This is a genomic window from Buttiauxella sp. B2, assembly GCF_006376615.1.
Classification (GTDB): Bacteria; Pseudomonadota; Gammaproteobacteria; order Enterobacterales; family Enterobacteriaceae; genus Buttiauxella.
The window spans coordinates 126,704-144,523 of the sequence record NZ_VEXQ01000003.1 but is presented as its reverse complement, the minus strand read 5'-3'; the positions used below and the strand labels follow the sequence as shown (position 1 = coordinate 144,523).

The window sequence follows — 17,820 nt, the reverse complement described above, 5'->3', positions numbered from 1 at the left end:
CACCTTCTCTTTGGAGAGAGGGTGAGGGCGTTCCCACACCAGATAATTCCCGTTTTCCAGTCCCCCAATCCCCACCTTCTATACTTATTCCTTTGCCTGACTTTTCGTTCGGAGGAATGCCGTGCCGCTACTCTTGCTACTGCTGTGCATGTTTAGCTTTCAAATACAGGCTGTCACTCTTCCGACCGCGGCTGTTGCCGCATCCGTTCAACAAAACACAGCCGCACCATCAGTTGAGCCCAATCTTGAAGAAAAAAAGAAAGCCTATTCAGCTCTGGCCGATGTGCTGGATAACTCGCAATCGCGAGATGAATTGATTGGGCAATTGCGTAAGGTGGCCGCCACACCGCCGCCGGAACCTGTTCCTTCAATCGTTCCGCCCGAGCAACTTAGTGAGGACAAAACTGTTCTCGAGAATGTTACCGATGTCAGCCGATACTACGGCGGCGAGCTTGCACAACGCTTTGCCCAGCTACACCGCAATATCATGGGTTCACCGCACAAGGCATTCAATCAACAAACCTTTTATAACGCCCTGACGCATTTTACGATGCTCACCGTCTCCGTTTTCGCCTTCTATCTGTTGATTCGAGCCTGCATGACCCCAGTCTGGGCGCACATGGGAAAATGGGGGCGCAAAAAGAATCGTGACCGTTCGAGCTGGTTTCACCTGCCACTGATGATCATCGGCGCATTTATTATTGATTTACTGTTACTGGCATTAACGATACTCGTCGGGCAAATCTTCAGCGACATGATGAACGCAGGCAACCGCACCATTGCCCGTCAGCAAGGGCTGTTTCTGAATGCCTTTGCGCTTATTGAATTTTTCAAAGCGATATTGCGTTTAATTTTCTGCCCACGCTTTCCTGATCTCCGTCCTTTCCCGGTATGCGACCAAAAAGCCAGGTACTGGAACCTTCGCCTGTCAGGATTAAGCAGTCTGATTGGTTACGGGATTCTGGTCGCAGTGCCAATAATCTCCAACCAGGTGAATGTGCAAGTCGGTGCAATAATCAACGTAGTGATTATGTTGTGCATCACGCTTTGGGCGCTGTATCTCATTTTCCATAACAAACGCCAAATCCAACAAAGCCTGATTCAATTAGCTGACCGCTCGATGGCATTTTTCAGTTTGTTTATTCGGGCCTTCGCGCTGGTTTGGCACTGGTTGGCAAGCGCCTACTTTGTGACGCTGTTTTTCCTCTCGCTATTCGATCCGGGAAATAGTCTGAAGTGGATGATGGCAGCGTCGCTGAACAGCCTGGCAATCATCAGTATTGCGGCATTCGTTTCAGGGATGTTGTCGCGCTGGTTGGCAAAAACCATCACCCTTTCACCCCAGGTGCAACGTAACTACCCTGAGCTACAAAAACGACTTAACGGCTGGATTTCCGCAGCCCTGAAACTGGCGCGTATTCTGACGGTCTGCGCAGCAGTAATGATGCTGCTCAATGCCTGGGGCATGTTTGATTTATGGGCGTGGATTTCCAACGATGCTGGTGAGAAAACCATTGATATCCTTATCCGCATTGTACTGATTTTACTGTTCTCAGCTGTCGGCTGGACTTTGTTGGCAAGTTTGATTGAAAACCGCCTGGCGTCTGATATTCATGGCCGCCCGATGCCAAGCGCCCGTACCCGCACACTGCTCACGCTATTTCGTAATGCGCTAGCAGTAGTAATCAGCACTATCACAATCATGATTTTACTTTCGGAAATTGGCGTGAATATAGCCCCATTACTGGCCGGGGCTGGCGCGCTAGGTTTGGCGATAAGTTTCGGCGCACAAACTCTGGTGAAAGATATTATTACCGGCGTCTTTATCCAGTTTGAAAATGGGATGAATACAGGCGACTTAGTGACGATTGGACCGATAACCGGTACTGTCGAACGGATGTCGATTCGTTCCGTGGGCGTGCGCCAGGATACCGGGGCGTATCACATCATTCCGTGGTCCTCGATAACCACCTTCGCAAACTTTGTCCGTGGCATTGGTTCATTTGTCGCGAACTATGATGTTGAGCGCCAGCAAGATGTCGATAAAGCGAACCGAATTTTGAAAGAAGCCGTCAATGAACTGATGGAGCAGGAAGATATTCGTAAGCTGGTGATTGGCGAGCCGTCTTTTGCAGGTATCGTCGGGTTGACCAACCAGGCCTTTACCGTGCGTGTATCGTTCACCACGCAACCTCTGAAACAGTGGTCGGTGCGATTCGCTTTAGATGGAATGGTGAAAAAACACTTTGACGCGGCAGGTATTCGGCCGCCAGTGCAAACGGTGCAGGTGATGCAACCTCCTGCGGATGCGACTCAAGCGCTTCAGGACTCGCAGGTAGCAGCGGGAACACTGCCACCTGCAAATCCTACGGTATGACTATTTGTATCGCATAGCAGCCCAACGAGCGCGCTGTGCGTCGTTCATAAAGGTCCAGGCAATGAAACGACTCTGTTTCTGCCCCTGGGCCATTTCTTTCTTCACCACTTTCTCAACGCCAGCTTCCTGCAAAGCGCGATAAATCAACGGCAGGTTCTCGCCGCGTGAAACCAACGAGCTGAACCACTGCACCTGACGGGCAAACGCTTTGCTCTCGTTAACCATCTGGGTAACAAATGCCACTTCGCCACCTTCACACCACAGCTCTTGCTCCCGGCCACCAAAGTTCAGCACAGCATCTTTGTCCTGACCGAGGTTAACGCGCTTACGTTCACTACCGCTACGGGCAGCCTGCGCGGAATCGTGGAATGGTGGATTGCACAATGTGGCATCAAACATTTCATTCTTATGAATCACGCCCGGCAAAATTGCGGTTGGCGTTTTCTGGCGACGCAAACGAATCAGACGCGTCAGCCCTGGGTTGGCATCGATAATTGCCGTGGCGTTGCTAATCGCTTCAGGATCGACATCCGTTCCGGTAAAGCGCCAGCCATATTCATGTTGGCCAATCAGCGGATAAATGCAGTTCGCACCGACCCCCACATCCAACACAGAAGCCTGCGAAGGCACCACGCCACCGTTACCTTCTGCCAGTAAATCGGCCAGGTGGTGAATGTAATCAGCACGGCCTGGCACTGGAGGGCAAAGAAAACCTTCTGGAATATCCCACTGTTTAACACCGTAGAAATGCGCTAGCAGCGCCTGATTCAGCGCTTTCACCGCCATAGGGTCGGCAAAATCAACCGTGGTCTCGCCATGTGGGCCTGGGCGTAAAAACGCGCTCAGCGCCGGGCTACTTTGCTCAAGTGCCGGGAAATCATAACGGTCACGATGACGGTTGCGTGGGTGCAGACCCGGTTTGGTGGTGGCAGGGGTTTTCATTGCAGCTTCTCCTTGTGTGGGCGCGTAAGATACTCTGTGAAGCCTGATGGGTAAATAATAAATCAACAAAGGTGCGCTATGTCTAAACGCTATTACTACGAACCTTCTAACGGTCACGGTTTACCACACGATCCACTCAACGCCATTATCGGCCCCCGCCCAATCGGTTGGATTGCTTCGTACAATGAGCAAGGAATGCGCAATCTCGCACCATACAGTTTCTTTAACTGCTTTAATTATCGCCCACCGATTATTGGTTTCGCCAGCAGCGGCTGGAAAGATAGCGTGCAGAATATCCTTGAAACGAAAGAGTTTGTCTGGAATCTCACCACGCGTGAATTAGCCGAACAGATGAATGAAACCTCAGCCACATTGCCACGTGGTGAAGATGAGTTTGCTCGTGCCGGTTTAACCGCAGTCGCAGGACGAAAAGTTAAAGCCTGCCTGGTTGCCCAAAGCCCGGTCAACTTCGAGTGCCGCCTTTCACAGTGTATTCAGTTAACAGGTGCAGACGGTACGGCTATAAATACCTGGCTGGTGCTGGGTGAAGTTGTAGCAGTTCATATTGATGAAGCGTTGTTAAAAGACGGTATTTACCAGACCGCGCTGGCACAACCCGTACTGCGAGCGGGTGGACCATCGGCTTATTACACCATCGATGAAGCCCACCGTTTCGATTTAATTCGCCCAGACGCACGATAAAACCAACAAAATCATGATCCTGTATCTAACTGATTTGTAAGTATTTCGTCAAGAAATGTCGTTCAAAAAACAAGCACAAGTCCATCAATTTTTTGCGTCTTTTATTTGTCGCATTACACCTACACTTTTAGTGTTGATGATTTTTTAATCGACCCCTAAAAGTGATGAGGATGTGATTATGAAAAAATTGCTGTATTTTTCTGCGGTTGTCACCCTTGCGGCATTACCGTTTGCTACCATGGCAGCCCAGGAATTGTCTTCGGACAACACCGGCCCACTTCGCCCGGCAGGAACCGTTTCTGTCAGCGGCGCGGCGAACCTTGACGATCTACAAGCCAAACTTGGTGAGAAAGCGAAAGAAGAAGGTGCAAAAGGTTTTGTTGTTAACTCTGCTAGCGGTGATAAGCGTATGTTCGGCACCGCGACTATTTATAAATAGCCTGCTGAGGTTATCCCCGGGGTATCAATAAAAACGGTTTCCATATTTGGAAGCCGTTTTTATTGGCAATTTATATCATTCCAATTAATTCCAAAACAAATAACAATGGTAAATCCGAAGTATCACATCGGTAATTTCTTGCTATCATTTTTTGGACAATTAAACCAATTCTCTTGCGAAATGCAAAATATTTCCCAATTAAAGAATAGAGGGTGAGCGAGAACACAAAAAACAGCAAAAGCATTACGGTTAATTGAAAAATGTGAAGTCGGCATAGCATTGTTATCGGACAAATATCATAAGCTGTCATACAACAATGTGAACTTCTAATCGCTACTTAACATTTTTGCAGGGAGCATTTTCATGAAATTTCTAACCTTACCTCGCCAACTGCTATGCGCCTCACTTATTACACTCTGTGCCACAGGTGCAAATGCTGCAGACAAGATAACCTTGAAGCTCGCTCATAACCTGGAACGCAGCCATGTAGTACACCAGGCTTTTGAAGAACTGGCCAAAGAGGTACAACAACTTTCTGACGGCAATATACGTATTCGCATTTATCCTAGTAGCCAAATGGGCAGCGCCCGCGAAACACTAGAGCTGTTGCAAAATGGTGCGCTAGATATGACTAAAGGTTCTGCCAGTGATTTAGAATCTTTCGACAACACTTATGCTATTTATAATTTACCGTACTTATTTAAAGACCAGGCGCATTTTGATCGCGTGGTATTTGGTGAAGTCGGTAAAGAAATTATGGACTCGACAAAAGATAAAGGTTTCTTTGCTATTTCAGCTTATGTTGCTGGCACCCGTAGTTTTTACGCGAAAAAACCAATTACCAAACCAGAAGATTTAAAAGGGCTAAAAATTCGTGTGCAGGCCAGCCCAACAACACTGAAAATGGTTGAGCTAATGGGGGGTTCGCCAACACCTATTTCATTTGGTGAGGTGTACACAGCCATGCAGCAAGGCGTGGTAGATGGTGCGGAAAATAACGTTCCGTCATGGGTTCAAACTCGCCATATCGAAATCGCCAAAGTGTTCTCTGAAGATGAACATACCTCTATTCCTGACTTCCTCGTTATCTCCACTAAAACCTGGGCCAAGCTCTCCCCAGAACAGCAGCAAATTCTGATCACAGCGGCGAAAAACTCCGAAGCATATCAACAAAAACTTTGGGCAAAAGTCGATTCAGATTCACGTGCTCAGGCTAAAGCAATGGGCGCAACGATCCTGGCCGTTGATAAAGCCCCATTCCGCGCAGCAGTAAAACCGCTGTATGACGACTTCGCCAAAGATCCAAAACAGGCTGCACTGCTGGCTAAATTCGAAGCTGCGGCTGAGTAATTTTGGCGTCGTATACCCATTAGCATACAAGTTGCAGGTAGGCGTTAACGACGCCCCTGCAGCTTAAACGGATAACGGGTATAGGGTAGATATATTGCGGGTAAAGCAACTTCACCCGCATTGGCAAAGCTAATTTTCTCAGGTATGAAAAATGATACTTAAGCCCATCAAGCTTGCGGTAGACCGAACTATTGCCACCTTTTCAGTACTGGTGATGATAGCGTTGGTTTTCTGTGTGGTATGGCAGGTTTTCAGCCGCTACGTACTTAATCAGCCCAGCACATTGACGGATGAACTGGCACGTTTTCTGATGATTTGGGTCGGGCTGCTCGGCGCGTCATATACGGTTGGCGCCCAGCGCCACCTGTCCATCGATTTTCTTGCAATGATGCTGCCAGATAGCAAAAAGCCACTGCTTGGCATCCTCATCAACACGCTGGTTATGTTGTTCTCCGGAATGGTCATCGTCAACGGCGGGTTGAAGCTCATTGAAAAAACATTAGCCACCTCACAGCTCTCTGCGGCACTGCAAATCCCTATGGGTTATGTCTATATCGTGTTGCCATTAAGTGGCGCGATCATGGTGTTTTACTCACTCTACTTTATCTTGACCGACGCCCAGTCATTAGTCTGCAAAGAGGGTAAATAATGGAAACTTACATCGCCCTCACCTTATTTGGCGCGTTCTTCGTTCTGGTGTTTATCGGAGTTCCCATCTCATTTGCAATTGGGATTGCCACTGTATCTTCCATGCTGTTGATGTTCCCGTGGGATATCGCAGTGATCACCGTTTCACAACGCCTGGCAAATGGCCTGGATAACTTCGCATTGCTGGCGATTCCGTTCTTTATTTTTGCCGGTACGCTAATGAACAGCGGCGGAATAGCCATCAGGTTAATAAACCTGGCGCAAATTATGGTTGGCCGCATTCCGGGTTCTCTGGGCCACGTTAACGTGCTGGCGAACATGATGTTTGGTTCGATTTCCGGTTCAGCTGTTGCCGCAGCGGCAGCCGTCGGAGGCACGCTGTCTCCGATTCAAAATAAAGAGGGTTACGATCCGGCGTTCTCAACCGCAGTTAACGTTTCATCCTGTATTACGGGGTTGTTGATCCCACCTTCTAACGTTCTGATCGTCTTCTCACTTACTGCGGGTGGCGTGTCGGTAGCCTCGCTGTTTATGGCTGGTTATTTACCTGGCATATTAATGGGCCTATCGATAATGCTGGTCTGCTGGATTATTTCTAAGCGACGCGGCTATCCGGTGTCTGCACGCCCAACTTGTGCGATGGCTGCAAAAGCGTTCCTGGATGCGCTGCCAAGTTTGCTGCTGGTGCTCATTGTCATGGGTGGGATTCTGGGCGGCGTATTCACCGCAACGGAAGCCTCAGCAATCGCTGTGGTATACACTTTCGTGCTCTCGGTGCTGATTTACCGTGAAGTGAAATGGCGCGATTTGCCGAAACTGATTCTGGATTCGGTGGTCACAACTTCCATTGTTCTGCTGCTGATTGGTTTCTCTGTCGGCATGTCCTGGGCAATGACCAATGCTGATATTCCGTATATGATCAGCGACACGTTAATGGGTATCTCGGATAACCCGCTGGTTATTCTTCTGCTGATTAACATCGTTTTGCTGATTGTCGGCATCTTTATGGATATGACGCCTGCGGTGCTGATCTTTACGCCAATCTTCCTGCCGATTGCGCAAGAGTTGGGTATGGATCCGGTTCATTTCGGCATCATGATGGTGGCGAACCTTTGCGTTGGATTGCTGACACCACCGGTCGGTAGCGCACTGTTTGTGGGTTGCTCCATCACTGGGGTTAAAATTCAGAATCTCATCAAACCACTGCTGCCCTTCTACGCGGCATTGTTTGTCTCGCTGATGTTGATTACCTACATCCCGTCGATTTCTCTGTTTATTCCAAGACTGCTGGGATTGATGTAAAACCTGCCTTTGAAAGCGGCTTTTTAGCCGCTTTTTATTTTAAGTAATCACATGATACTTTTGTCAGGTATCTGTGAATTATCTCACTTTATTCGCCGCTAACAATGACTACTGTATGCAACACAAGAATTGTCTCTTGTGATTACTTACGGAGCGGTAATAATGAAAAACCTGATGGCCGCAATAGAAGCAAAGCTGATGCCGCTAGCGGGACGAATGGCACAACAACGCCATCTCGGAGCCATTCGCGATGCGTATATCTCGTTTATGCCATTTATTATTGTTGGTTCAATCCTGCTGGTTATCTCCTCTTTCCCAAGCACTGCTTATCAACAGTTTATGGCATCGATTTTTGGTGAAGGCTGGTCTGCCACCATCGAAATTCCGTTTAATGCCATTTTCTCTACCATGGCGGTGTTTATCAGTTTCCTGGTCGCCTATCGCCTGGCCGAACGCTATGACATCGACAAAATGTCGGCCGGGATTTTGTCGCTGTCGTGCTTTTTAATCCTCACCCCTTTTGCTAAGACTCAGGAGATTGGCAATCTGATCCCGATGGAGTGGTTGGGATCAAAAGGATTGTTTGTGGCAATGCTGGGTGCTCTTGCCAGCACTGAACTGTTTGCCTGGATGCTGCGCCAAAACTGGGTGATTCGTATGCCCGACGGCGTGCCACCTGCGGTGCAGAAATCATTTGCCGCACTGATTCCTTCTCTGCTGATTCTGGTTATTGCGCTCGCTATACGCGTGCTGTTTGCCAGAACGGATTACCACACCATTCACCAGTTTGTTTATGAAGTCCTCGCCACGCCAATTCGTCACTTTGGCACCTCGTATGTCGGCGCATTGTTTACCTGCTTTAGCATCACCAGTTTGTGGTCTGTCGGTATTAACTCCGGCTCGATGGTCAACGGCATCCTGCGTCCTTTCTGGATGGAAAACCAGATGGAAAACCTGGCCGCAACACAAGCCGGTTTGCTGCCGCCGCATGTCGTGACCGAGCAGTTCTACGACATGATTTGGATGGGGGGCGCGGGTGCAACTTTGTCTCTGGTGATTGCTATGTTGCTGTTTGCCCGCAGCCAGCATATTAAAAATGTTTCGCGTCTTGCCGTAGGCTCCTCCATCTTCAACATTAATGAGCCAGTTTTGTTTGGCCTGCCAGTCATAATGAACCCGATAATGCTTATCCCGTTCAACCTTGTCCCGCTGGTACTGGTCACCGTGCAATACATCTCGATGTCACTGGGTTGGGTCGCTACCACCACCGGTGTGTACATCCCATGGACGCTGCCTCCGGTGCTAAGCGGATTTATCGTTACCGGGCATCTCAGTGGCGCAATCATTCAGCTTATTAACCTACTTATAGGCGCCATCATCTATTTGCCATTCCTTAAAGTTGTGGACAAGCAATATCGGGCCAATGAAACACAGGCTCTTGTCTCATCAACTAAACCCGCCACGGAGTAAGTAAAACATGACGTTATCGACAAACTGGGGCGTGATAGCGACCTGGCGCATGGCCTGGGAAGGGGTCAGTGAAGCCGCACGTTTGTTACAGGGGAAAAGCGAGGCCAGCGAGGCTGCTGTACGCGCTGTCACTTGTGTGGAAGATTACCCTTACTACAAATCCGTCGGTTACGGCGGATTGCCAAACGAGCAAGGTGTTGTCGAACTCGACGCAGCGTTTATGGACGGCTCAACGCTTGCCATTGGCGCCGTCGCCAGTATCCGCGACATCGCCAACCCTATTCTGGTCGCGCAGGCATTAAGCCGTGAACGCTTTAATAGCTTTATGGTGGGTGAAGGTGCCCAAACCTGGGCTTTCAACCAAGGCTTCGAACGCAAAAACATGCTGACGGACCGCGCCCACCAGCATTACCTGAAACGTAAACGTGAAACGCTGGATCGGGGTTTGAGCCCCTACACTGGGCACGATACGGTTGGCGTGATTACTCTCGACCAGAATCAACAAATGTGTGTCGCGACATCAACCAGCGGACTGTTTATGAAGCGTCCAGGCCGTGTAGGTGATTCGCCCGTCTCCGGTTCAGGTTTTTATGCCGATAGCCAGATTGGTGCCGCAACAGCGACCGGTCTAGGCGAAGACTTAATGAAGGGCTGTATCAGCTACGAAATTGTCAGCCGTATGGGTCGCGGCATGTCGCCACAACAGGCGGCTGAATCTGCGGTTTACGATTTGGAAAGTCAGCTTATTTCCCGATTTGGTCGCGCTGGGGATTTGTCGGTGGTGTGCATGAATAATCGCGGAGAATACGGTGCCGCTACCACCATTGATAACTTCTCGTTTTCGGTTGCCACTCCCGCGCAAATACCGACGGTTTTTTTGACCACACGCGAAGGAAAACACACGCTGATTCGTCCTGCAGATCAGGCCTGGCTTGACGCCTATCGGCAACGTATCACCGCGGAGGAGATTATATGAGATGCCAGGTTATAACCCTTGCACAATACCCAGCAAATGCGCATTTGATATTGTGGAAAACGCATACACCTTCGTGGCCAGACACGCTGTACCCACTGCTTGGTGAAATGGCGCATTCTGATGAACCGCAATCCACCACTTTTGGTTTAAACGGACACTGCCAGCAACTTACACTTTTGCCTTCAAATCAGATTGAGCACCCTGAAATCCTGCGCCAGTTAACTGAAAGCCTCAGCACACTTTTACCCAACCCAATTTCGCATCCCATCGCGCTGGATATTTCCGCTTTTAATCTGGCAGACCGCACTGTTTTTGCTCGCCTGCGCACACTGTTAGTTGCAGTGATGAATCGCTTTTATCAGCTCCCACAATTGGGCTATCGTCAGCAGCAACAAGAAAGTAATGGGCAACTTTGGCTTCTGGTTACAGAGCACAACGCGCTTGCCACTGAGCTGGCTGTGCAAACGCAGGCCATTACTAAAGGGATGTTGTTATCCCGCAAGCTTTCCGACACACCTGCAAACGACTGTCGCCCAAAGGATATTGCACAGCAAGCTGCTAATTGGGCAAACGCTCATCCTCAGACGCACTGCGATATTCTTGATGAAAATGCCATTCGCGAGCTGGGTATGGGTTGCCTTGATGCAACAGGAAAAGGCAGTAACAACCCGCCACGTCTGGTAACACTGCGCTGGCAAGGTGCGTCAGAAAATGCACCATATTATGCGTTTGTCGGCAAAGGTATTACTTTCGATACCGGTGGGCTGTGGCTCAAAGAAGGCGAAGGGATGCGCACCATGAAATATGATATGTGCGGTGCCGCTGTAGTCTTCGGGATGATGGAGATAGTCAAAACGCTGCAACTGCCACTTAATGTGGTCGCAGTAATGGCACTGGCAGAAAACATGCCGGGTGAAAATGCCATGCTGCCTGGAGATGTGGTGAAATCCCACGCCGGTCACAGCGTTGAAATTATTAACACTGATGCCGAAGGCCGTCTGGTGCTGGCTGACGCACTCAGCTATACCGCAACGCGCTTTAATCCGGCAGCATTAATTGACGTCGCCACATTGACCGGTGCGGTGGTTAAAGCGCTGGGTTACAACATTTCCGGCCTGATGAGTAATAACGCGCAACTCAGCCAGCAGCTACAACTGGCAGCAAACTTAACCCAGGACCGAATCTGGCCGCTACCACTCGATGAAAGTTTTGACTCACAGGTCAAAAGCCATATTGCCGACCTCACCAACACGCCACCTAATAATGCTGCTATAGCTGTCTGCGCCGCCCAATTTTTGAGTAAGTTCTGCCATCAGTCGCCGTGGGCACATTTAGATGTCAGCGGCACCGCACTTAGCCGCGGTAAATTCACGCAGGCCAGTGGCCGCCCTGCTCTACTACTGACGCAATACTTACTCGACCTTTGCAAAGGAAACAATAATGAAAAAGATTCTACTGGTATGTGATTTAGGGATGTCGACCAGTCTGGTCGTCAAACGAATGCAGGAAGCCGCCGCAAAACGCGAGCTTGATGTTGAGATTCAGGCAAAAGGAATTAGCGATTTTAAAAACGCGATCAACAGCTTTGACTGCGCTTTACTCGGCCCACAAATTGCTTACAAGCTGGCAGATTGCAAGCAACTCGCCGCCCCGCTTAATAAGCGCGTTGAAACCATTAATATGATGGACTACGGGATGGTCAACGGCGAGAAGATCCTCGATCACGCTTTGAGTTTGATGGATTAAACTCGAACTATTTAGCTTTTAGCCACGCAGCCGGCGTGAGATTCTTCAACCGGCTGCGGATAATTCGATGATTCAGCAAATCCTCAAATTCTAGTAACACAGCACCAAACCCTAACCGTTTATCGTAACGCTCACCGTTCAGTAACTGTTCCAGTGGCTGTGCCCATTCACCACTTGCCGCCCGCTCCTGCCACGCTTCTGGCAGTACTTCATGTAATGGAACCTGAAGCTTTTCAGCCAGTTTCCGAGTGAGCTCAGTAGAACGTGAAGTCAATGAAAGTACCTGCAACAACAAACCCTGCTGCAAAAAGCCTACCAGCGCATCAAGCGGTTGTTCCTCACCTCGCTCACGCAGCGCCACAGCAAGAAAACCAGAAACCGGGTCGCTGAAAGCCAGCAACAAGCCGTGCTTATGGCTAATACTTTCCGGCAGAGGGAATACGTCAAGGTGAAGATGCCCGACAGGTTGCTTCAAATCAGGTTTTGTCAGACGCGATTGTTGCCAGTTTTGCAGCATTCTGCTGACACTCGCACGGGAAATACCCTGCTGTACCAGCAATTGCGCGGCTTCCAGAAGCTCATCAAGAGAAAGAGACAGACGCACACGCAAAAAGACCAGTATGGCTTCTTGCTCATGACTCAAAGCGCGATGAATAGTATTCGGCCGATGAGATTTGTCATAACAGTCATCTCGCTTACGCCAACGCCTGACGGTATCCACAGAAATATTCAACTCTTCAGCCAAATCACTGTCGGATTTTTCAGAACTCTGAATATATTTGCGAGTACGCGGCGTCGTGGTGGCGTTGGAGTGCAGCTTAATCTCCATCAAACCTCTTTTGGCAAATGGTTAAGTAAAGTCTTCATTATAAAAGCAAGTTAGCGTGCGAAAAGAGCAAATAAGCACATTGTCGTAAAAAGAGTGCGCAAGCGATTGCAAGCCAGAGATGACCAGTAGCAGCAAAAAAAGTAGCAAAAGATGCGGAAAAATAAGTGTGAAGCAGATCACACAAACAGTAATGATAATTCGCTCGCTAATCATCACTTATTTCAATGGTTTAGATTGGATTCAAAAATTTTGAATAAGGTCGTCAATTCTATTCGATTTATTATTCTGCTTAAAAGTGTGACCATAATCACATCGACGGAACAACGTCACCTTAAACAGAATAACCTGCGAGATATTAACTATGAAAACCATCAAATATGCTGTAGCTGCTATTGCCCTTACTACTCTTTCTTTCGGTGCGTTCGCTGCACAATCTATCACCCAATCTGAAGCTCAGAACTTAAATAAAGTGGGTGTAGTTTCAGCGGATGGCGCAACAACTCTGGATGGCCTGGAAGCAAAACTGGCTGATAAAGCACAAGCGGCTGGCGCAAAAGCGTACTCGATCACTTCTGCTAACACCAACGGAAAAATGAGCGGTACTGCGGTTATCTACAAGTAATCCTGCTGTATTGCTTTGATTAACCCTCATTTTTGGAGCGCTGCTCCACCCAGCTTGACTTTGTTATTACCCTTGTTGCCCGCGGCTCTTTACCGCGGGCTTTTTTTTAATCTACAAACGCAATTTTAAGCGCAAACAACAATGCTACAGCCACTACGCAGATATTTAGCTCGCGTAACCGCCCGGTGAAAAGCTTCATAATGCAGTACGCCATAAATCCCAGCGCAATGCCCTCCGTTATAGAAAAGGTAAACGGCATCATGACAGTGGTAATAAATGCCGGGACCGATTCAGTTAAATCATTCCAATCGATGCGTGCAAGGCTCGCAGTCATTAACACGCCAACAAAAATAAGCGCACCAGCTGTTGCATAACTCGGCACCATTTCTGCCAGCGGGGAGAAGAACACTATCAATAAAAACATTACTCCCACCACCACGGCCGTTAATCCGGTGCGCCCGCCAACAGCTACCCCTGAAGTACTTTCGATATAGGCCGTAACGGAAGAAGTACCAATATATGCACCGACGACAGAACTCAGGCTATCGACATACAGCGCTTTACTCATCCCTGGAAAGGTTCCATCACTTTTAATCAAACCCGCTTTATCGGTAACACCAATGAGCGTTCCAGATGAATCAAATAAGTTAATTAACATAAAAGAAAAAATAACTCCTGCGAGATCCAAGGATAGCGCACCTGTCAAATCCACCTGCCCCAGCACACTAGTGATATTCGGCGGAATAGAATAAATACCACTAAAATGAACATCACCGAAGAATAACCCGCAGCAGGAAGTTATAATAATAGAAATTAGTACAGCCGCATGGAAATTACGTGACGACAACACCGCGATAATAAAAAACCCAAGTATACCCACTAATACACCATGTGAACTCAAATCACCTATACTGACTAATGTATCTTTATTGGCGATAATAATACCGGCATTTTTCAGCCCCATAATGGCGATAAATAGACCAATGCCACTGGTAATACCAACTCGTAAACTTATTGGTATATTGGCGATCATCCAGTAGCGTATGCGAAAGAGTGTTAGTAAAAATAGCCCGACAGCCCCCCAAAAAATAGCCCCCATTCCTACTTGCCAGGTCAACCCGAAAACCCCCACAACAACAAAAGCAAAAAAGGCATTCAGCCCCATAGCGGGAGCCAGCGCTACGGGAAGATTGGCCACAACCCCCATCGCTATACTCCCTACACCCGCGATCAAGCAGGTCGTAACAAACACTACCTTAGGGTCCATATGTGCCGCACTGAGAATTTGCGGATTCACAAAGACAATGTATACCATCGTTAAGAAGGTCGTTAGGCCAGCAATAATCTCAGTACGCATACAGGTGCCATGCTGAGCAAATTTAAAAAAGCTCGCAATGCCACCAGAGTCGGAGGGTTTAATTTCACTCGTTTCATTATTCATTTTTTCATCCGTCTAGGAAAGGGACTTAACTAAAAGCTGTCGCAACATATATCTCTCTTAAATCTAATCTATTCACTTAATTTTATTCAGTGAAGCTAATCACATTTTTTACCGGGGCGTACCGCTAGACTAAATTTTATATTTTATGGAGTTTCGATAATTATTTTATCAATTTAATAAAATCAAAATGAGAAAATAATATGAATAATGGAATTAACGCAAAGTATCATCAGGTCAGCAGGAAGGAATTGCAGGAAATATTGGCCACAGCCCGTAATGGCGCACCTGCGGATTATATTATTGATAATATTATGGTTCTCGATTTAATAAATGGTGGCGAAATCCCCGGACCTATTGTAATAAAAGGAAAAACTATCGTTGGTATTGGCCCGGAATACCAACACACCCCAGCCCTTCAGCGCATCAACGGGAATAACACCGTTGCAGTGCCAGGTTTTATCGACGCACATCTGCATATTGAATCGAGCATGATGACACCGATAACCTTTGAAACAGCCACCCTGCCGCGCGGCTTAACCACACTGATTTGCGACCCGCATGAAATCGTCAATGTTCTCGGGGAAAAAGGAATTGAGTGGTTCGTGCGTTGTGCCGAACAGGCGCAACAAAACCAATATATCCAAGTCAGTTCCTGTGTACCAGCGCTTGCCGAAAGCGACATCAACGGCGCGGAGTTTCCTCTACACGCGATGCTGAAATGGCGCGATCACCCCTTAATCACAGGGCTTGGTGAGATGATGGATTATCCTGGCGTGATTGCCGGAAATGATACGATTCTCGATAAAATAGATGCCTTTCGTCATCTGACGCTTGATGGTCACTCACCCGGCCTGCGTGGCAAAGCGCTCAATGCCTATCTTTGCGCTGGAATAGAAAACTGCCATGAAACCCATACTCTGGAAGAGGGGCGTGAAAAACTCATAGCCGGCATGGCGCTGATGATTCGTGAAGGTTCCGCCGCACGAAACCTGAATACCCTTGCGCCACTGATCAATGCGATGAATAGCCCACAGTGCATGTTGTGCACCGACGATCGCAACCCTTGGGAGATCGCCCATGAAGGGCATATTGACGCCCTAATCCGCCGCCTGATTAACCAACACCACGTGCCTGTATACCTGGCGTACCGCGTTGCCAGCTGGTCAGCCGCCCGCCATTTCGGCCTGAAGCACTTGGGTTTACTGGCTCCGGGAAAACAAGCAGACATCGTTCTGCTGAGCGATGCGCGTAACGTTACCGTTCAGCAAGTGTTTATTAAGGGTAAACCAGTTTGCACGGAGCAACTCCACGATCAGGAAGCTAAACGTCATCACCAGTCATTACCCCCGATAGGCAATACCGTGCATCGCCAAAGGATAACCACCAATGAATTAACGCTAAATTTAGTTCCCGGTACTCGCTACCGGGTGATTGAGGTTATCCCAAATGAACTTATCACTCATGCGCGGGAATTTACCTGGTCCGATGCAGGTTTCGGCGAGAAGGATATCTGCTATCTGGCAGTCCTGGAGCGCTACGGACATCAATCACCGCCAGCCGTTGGCCTGCTGTCAGGCTTCGGTTTACGCAGCGGCGCACTGGCTTCAACCGTCAGCCACGACAGCCATAATCTGGTCGTAATAGGTCGCAATCCAGCCGAAATGGCCATGGCCGTGAACCAAGTAATTAAAGATGGCGGCGGGTTATGTGTAGTGGCAAACGGCAAGGTTGTCAGCCATCTGCCTTTGCCGATTTGTGGTTTGATGAGTGAGCAACCCGCTCACGTTCTGGCGCAGAAAATTGATGAACTCAAAGCCGCTTGCCGTGACTGCGGAATAACCTTAGATGAGCCGTTTATTCAAATGGCATTTCTGTCATTACCGGTAATCCCATCACTGAAACTTACCAGTCAGGGGCTTTTCGATGGCGACCACTTTTGTTTCACCGAACTGGCGATAAAAGAGTAGCTTGTTTTCTGGCCCGCGGCCGGGACGGGCCTTGAAAATCAGTAGCTTTGCATCACTCGCGCCAGCGCATCTTCCATGGTTTGCTCTTCACCTGTCGCCAACAGGCAGCAAGCCATTTGCGTTTTTAATGATTGTGGGATGGGTTCGACTCCTGCAACACAACGTTCAATCCAGCGTGCGGTAATTTCTGGGTCTTTCCCGGATGGCAACACAACGTCTTCATCACTGGTTTGCGTCTGACGTTCGCTGACTATCCGCGCGCCATGGCTGTCGATAAGCGTAATCTGCGGGCAGCGTTGTGGATTGGCATACACTTCCCCTTCAGTACCGTGCATCAGCAGGCCGCGTCCACCGATATCAGCAAAGAACTTCGCCACTTTTGGAACATATTCAGGATGAGAAACACTTGCCAGACGCAGTGCCGTATCTTCTTCAAACGGTGTCGCCAGTTTCGCAAGCGTGTGCGCACTGTTACGCACCCCCATACGCCAACGCATTGCGAGTTGATCTTCCATCGGTGGGCAGAGGGCGCTTATCGGGATGTAGACCGGATGGTGCGACTCCAGTTTGGCTTGTGCCTGCCCCGCGAGTCGCGTGGGTTCAATGCCCATCAGCGTAAAAATAGTTTCGCTTACCACCCGCGTAGGATCGTGGCTTACGCCATGCACCACCACAGGGAAACCCAGGCGGTTAAGCAGCATCGCCAGCAATGGCGTGAGGTTTGCTTGTTTGCGCGCGCCATTATAGGAAGGGATCACGATGGGCATCGGCTTGTTAACCGGCGGCGTTAGAGAAATGATGTGGTGCTTCATTGCGTCATAGAAGCCGAGCATTTCTGCCTCACCTTCGCCTTTGATACGCAGTGCAATCAGCACGCCGCCCAGCTCAAGCTCCGGCACTTCTCCTCTGAGCATGTGGGCATATAAGCCACGAGCGGTGTCAAAATCCAGATCGCGTGCATGGTTCTTACCGCGCCCGACTTCTTTAATGATCTTACGGTAATCCACTC

The 17,820-nt window shown here is 48.8% G+C and carries 16 protein-coding genes; 12 read left to right on the top strand and 4 right to left on the bottom strand.

Annotated elements, in window-relative coordinates:
- The first annotated feature begins 121 nt into the window (after positions 1 to 121).
- Positions 122 to 2,377: a mechanosensitive channel protein gene (gene ybiO, locus FH968_RS05650; RefSeq protein WP_139878171.1), complete on the top strand. Its 2,256-nt coding sequence runs from the start codon at positions 122 to 124 to the stop codon at positions 2,375 to 2,377.
- On the opposite strand, the gene rlmF is transcribed toward ybiO, so the two are convergent.
- Positions 2,378 to 3,319, bottom strand: a complete 942-nt coding sequence (rlmF, locus tag FH968_RS05645) for a 23S rRNA (adenine(1618)-N(6))-methyltransferase RlmF (protein WP_139878170.1) — start codon at positions 3,317 to 3,319, stop codon at positions 2,378 to 2,380.
- A gap of 78 nt (positions 3,320 to 3,397) precedes the next feature.
- Here rlmF and FH968_RS05640 point away from each other — a divergent pair, with 78 nt between their 5' ends.
- The 9 genes from FH968_RS05640 (at position 3,398) to FH968_RS05600 (ending at position 11,952) form a co-directional block, all read left to right on the top strand.
- Positions 3,398 to 4,021, top strand: a complete 624-nt coding sequence (locus FH968_RS05640; RefSeq protein WP_139878169.1) for a flavin reductase family protein — start codon at positions 3,398 to 3,400, stop codon at positions 4,019 to 4,021.
- 178 nt (positions 4,022 to 4,199) lie between these two features.
- Entirely contained in the window at positions 4,200 to 4,460 is a 261-nt protein-coding gene (mcbA, locus tag FH968_RS05635) for a DUF1471 family periplasmic protein McbA (protein WP_139878168.1), read from the top strand.
- A gap of 363 nt (positions 4,461 to 4,823) precedes the next feature.
- Entirely contained in the window at positions 4,824 to 5,810 is a 987-nt protein-coding gene (locus FH968_RS05630) for a TRAP transporter substrate-binding protein (RefSeq protein WP_139878167.1), read from the top strand.
- Between the two features lie 151 nt (positions 5,811 to 5,961).
- Positions 5,962 to 6,459, top strand: a complete 498-nt coding sequence (locus tag FH968_RS05625) for a TRAP transporter small permease (protein ID WP_139878166.1) — start codon at positions 5,962 to 5,964, stop codon at positions 6,457 to 6,459.
- The gene (locus FH968_RS05620; protein WP_139878165.1) at positions 6,459 to 7,760 is read left to right on the top strand and encodes a TRAP transporter large permease; all 1,302 of its coding nucleotides are present in this window, start codon (positions 6,459 to 6,461) and stop codon (positions 7,758 to 7,760) included. The genes FH968_RS05625 and FH968_RS05620 overlap by 1 nt, the downstream gene beginning before the upstream one ends.
- A gap of 162 nt (positions 7,761 to 7,922) precedes the next feature.
- A complete protein-coding gene (gene celB, locus FH968_RS05615) occupies positions 7,923 to 9,230 on the top strand; it encodes a PTS cellobiose transporter subunit IIC (RefSeq protein ID WP_139878164.1) in 1,308 nt (435 codons plus the stop codon).
- Positions 9,231 to 9,237: 7 nt separating this feature from the next.
- Complete coding sequence (locus tag FH968_RS05610; RefSeq protein ID WP_139878163.1) at positions 9,238 to 10,206, top strand: N(4)-(beta-N-acetylglucosaminyl)-L-asparaginase; 969 nt, start codon at positions 9,238 to 9,240, stop codon at positions 10,204 to 10,206.
- On the top strand, positions 10,203 to 11,672 hold the full coding sequence (locus FH968_RS05605) for a leucyl aminopeptidase (RefSeq protein WP_139878162.1): 1,470 nt from the start codon (positions 10,203 to 10,205) through the stop codon (positions 11,670 to 11,672). Before FH968_RS05610 ends, FH968_RS05605 begins: the two co-directional genes overlap by 4 nt.
- On the top strand, positions 11,647 to 11,952 hold the full coding sequence (locus FH968_RS05600; protein ID WP_139878161.1) for a PTS sugar transporter subunit IIB: 306 nt from the start codon (positions 11,647 to 11,649) through the stop codon (positions 11,950 to 11,952). Before FH968_RS05605 ends, FH968_RS05600 begins: the two co-directional genes overlap by 26 nt.
- A gap of 7 nt (positions 11,953 to 11,959) precedes the next feature.
- Here FH968_RS05600 and FH968_RS05595 read toward each other — a convergent pair whose 3' ends face one another.
- Positions 11,960 to 12,781, bottom strand: a complete 822-nt coding sequence (locus FH968_RS05595; protein WP_139878160.1) for a helix-turn-helix domain-containing protein — start codon at positions 12,779 to 12,781, stop codon at positions 11,960 to 11,962.
- A 361-nt stretch (positions 12,782 to 13,142) separates the two neighbouring features.
- On the opposite strand from FH968_RS05595, the gene ybiJ reads away from it, so the two are divergent.
- A complete protein-coding gene (gene ybiJ / locus FH968_RS05590) occupies positions 13,143 to 13,403 on the top strand; it encodes a DUF1471 family protein YbiJ (RefSeq protein ID WP_139878159.1) in 261 nt (86 codons plus the stop codon).
- A gap of 106 nt (positions 13,404 to 13,509) precedes the next feature.
- On the opposite strand, the gene FH968_RS05585 is transcribed toward ybiJ, so the two are convergent.
- Complete coding sequence (locus FH968_RS05585; protein WP_139878158.1) at positions 13,510 to 14,844, bottom strand: NCS2 family permease; 1,335 nt, start codon at positions 14,842 to 14,844, stop codon at positions 13,510 to 13,512.
- Between the two features lie 200 nt (positions 14,845 to 15,044).
- Here FH968_RS05585 and adeD point away from each other — a divergent pair, with 200 nt between their 5' ends.
- Entirely contained in the window at positions 15,045 to 16,811 is a 1,767-nt protein-coding gene (gene adeD / locus FH968_RS05580; protein WP_139878157.1) for an adenine deaminase, read from the top strand.
- A 38-nt stretch (positions 16,812 to 16,849) separates the two neighbouring features.
- On the opposite strand, the gene ybiB is transcribed toward adeD, so the two are convergent.
- Positions 16,850 to 17,818, bottom strand: coding sequence for a DNA-binding protein YbiB (ybiB, locus tag FH968_RS05575; RefSeq protein ID WP_139878156.1), 969 nt, complete (start codon positions 17,816 to 17,818; stop codon positions 16,850 to 16,852).
- Between the last annotated feature and the right edge of the window lie 2 nt (positions 17,819 to 17,820).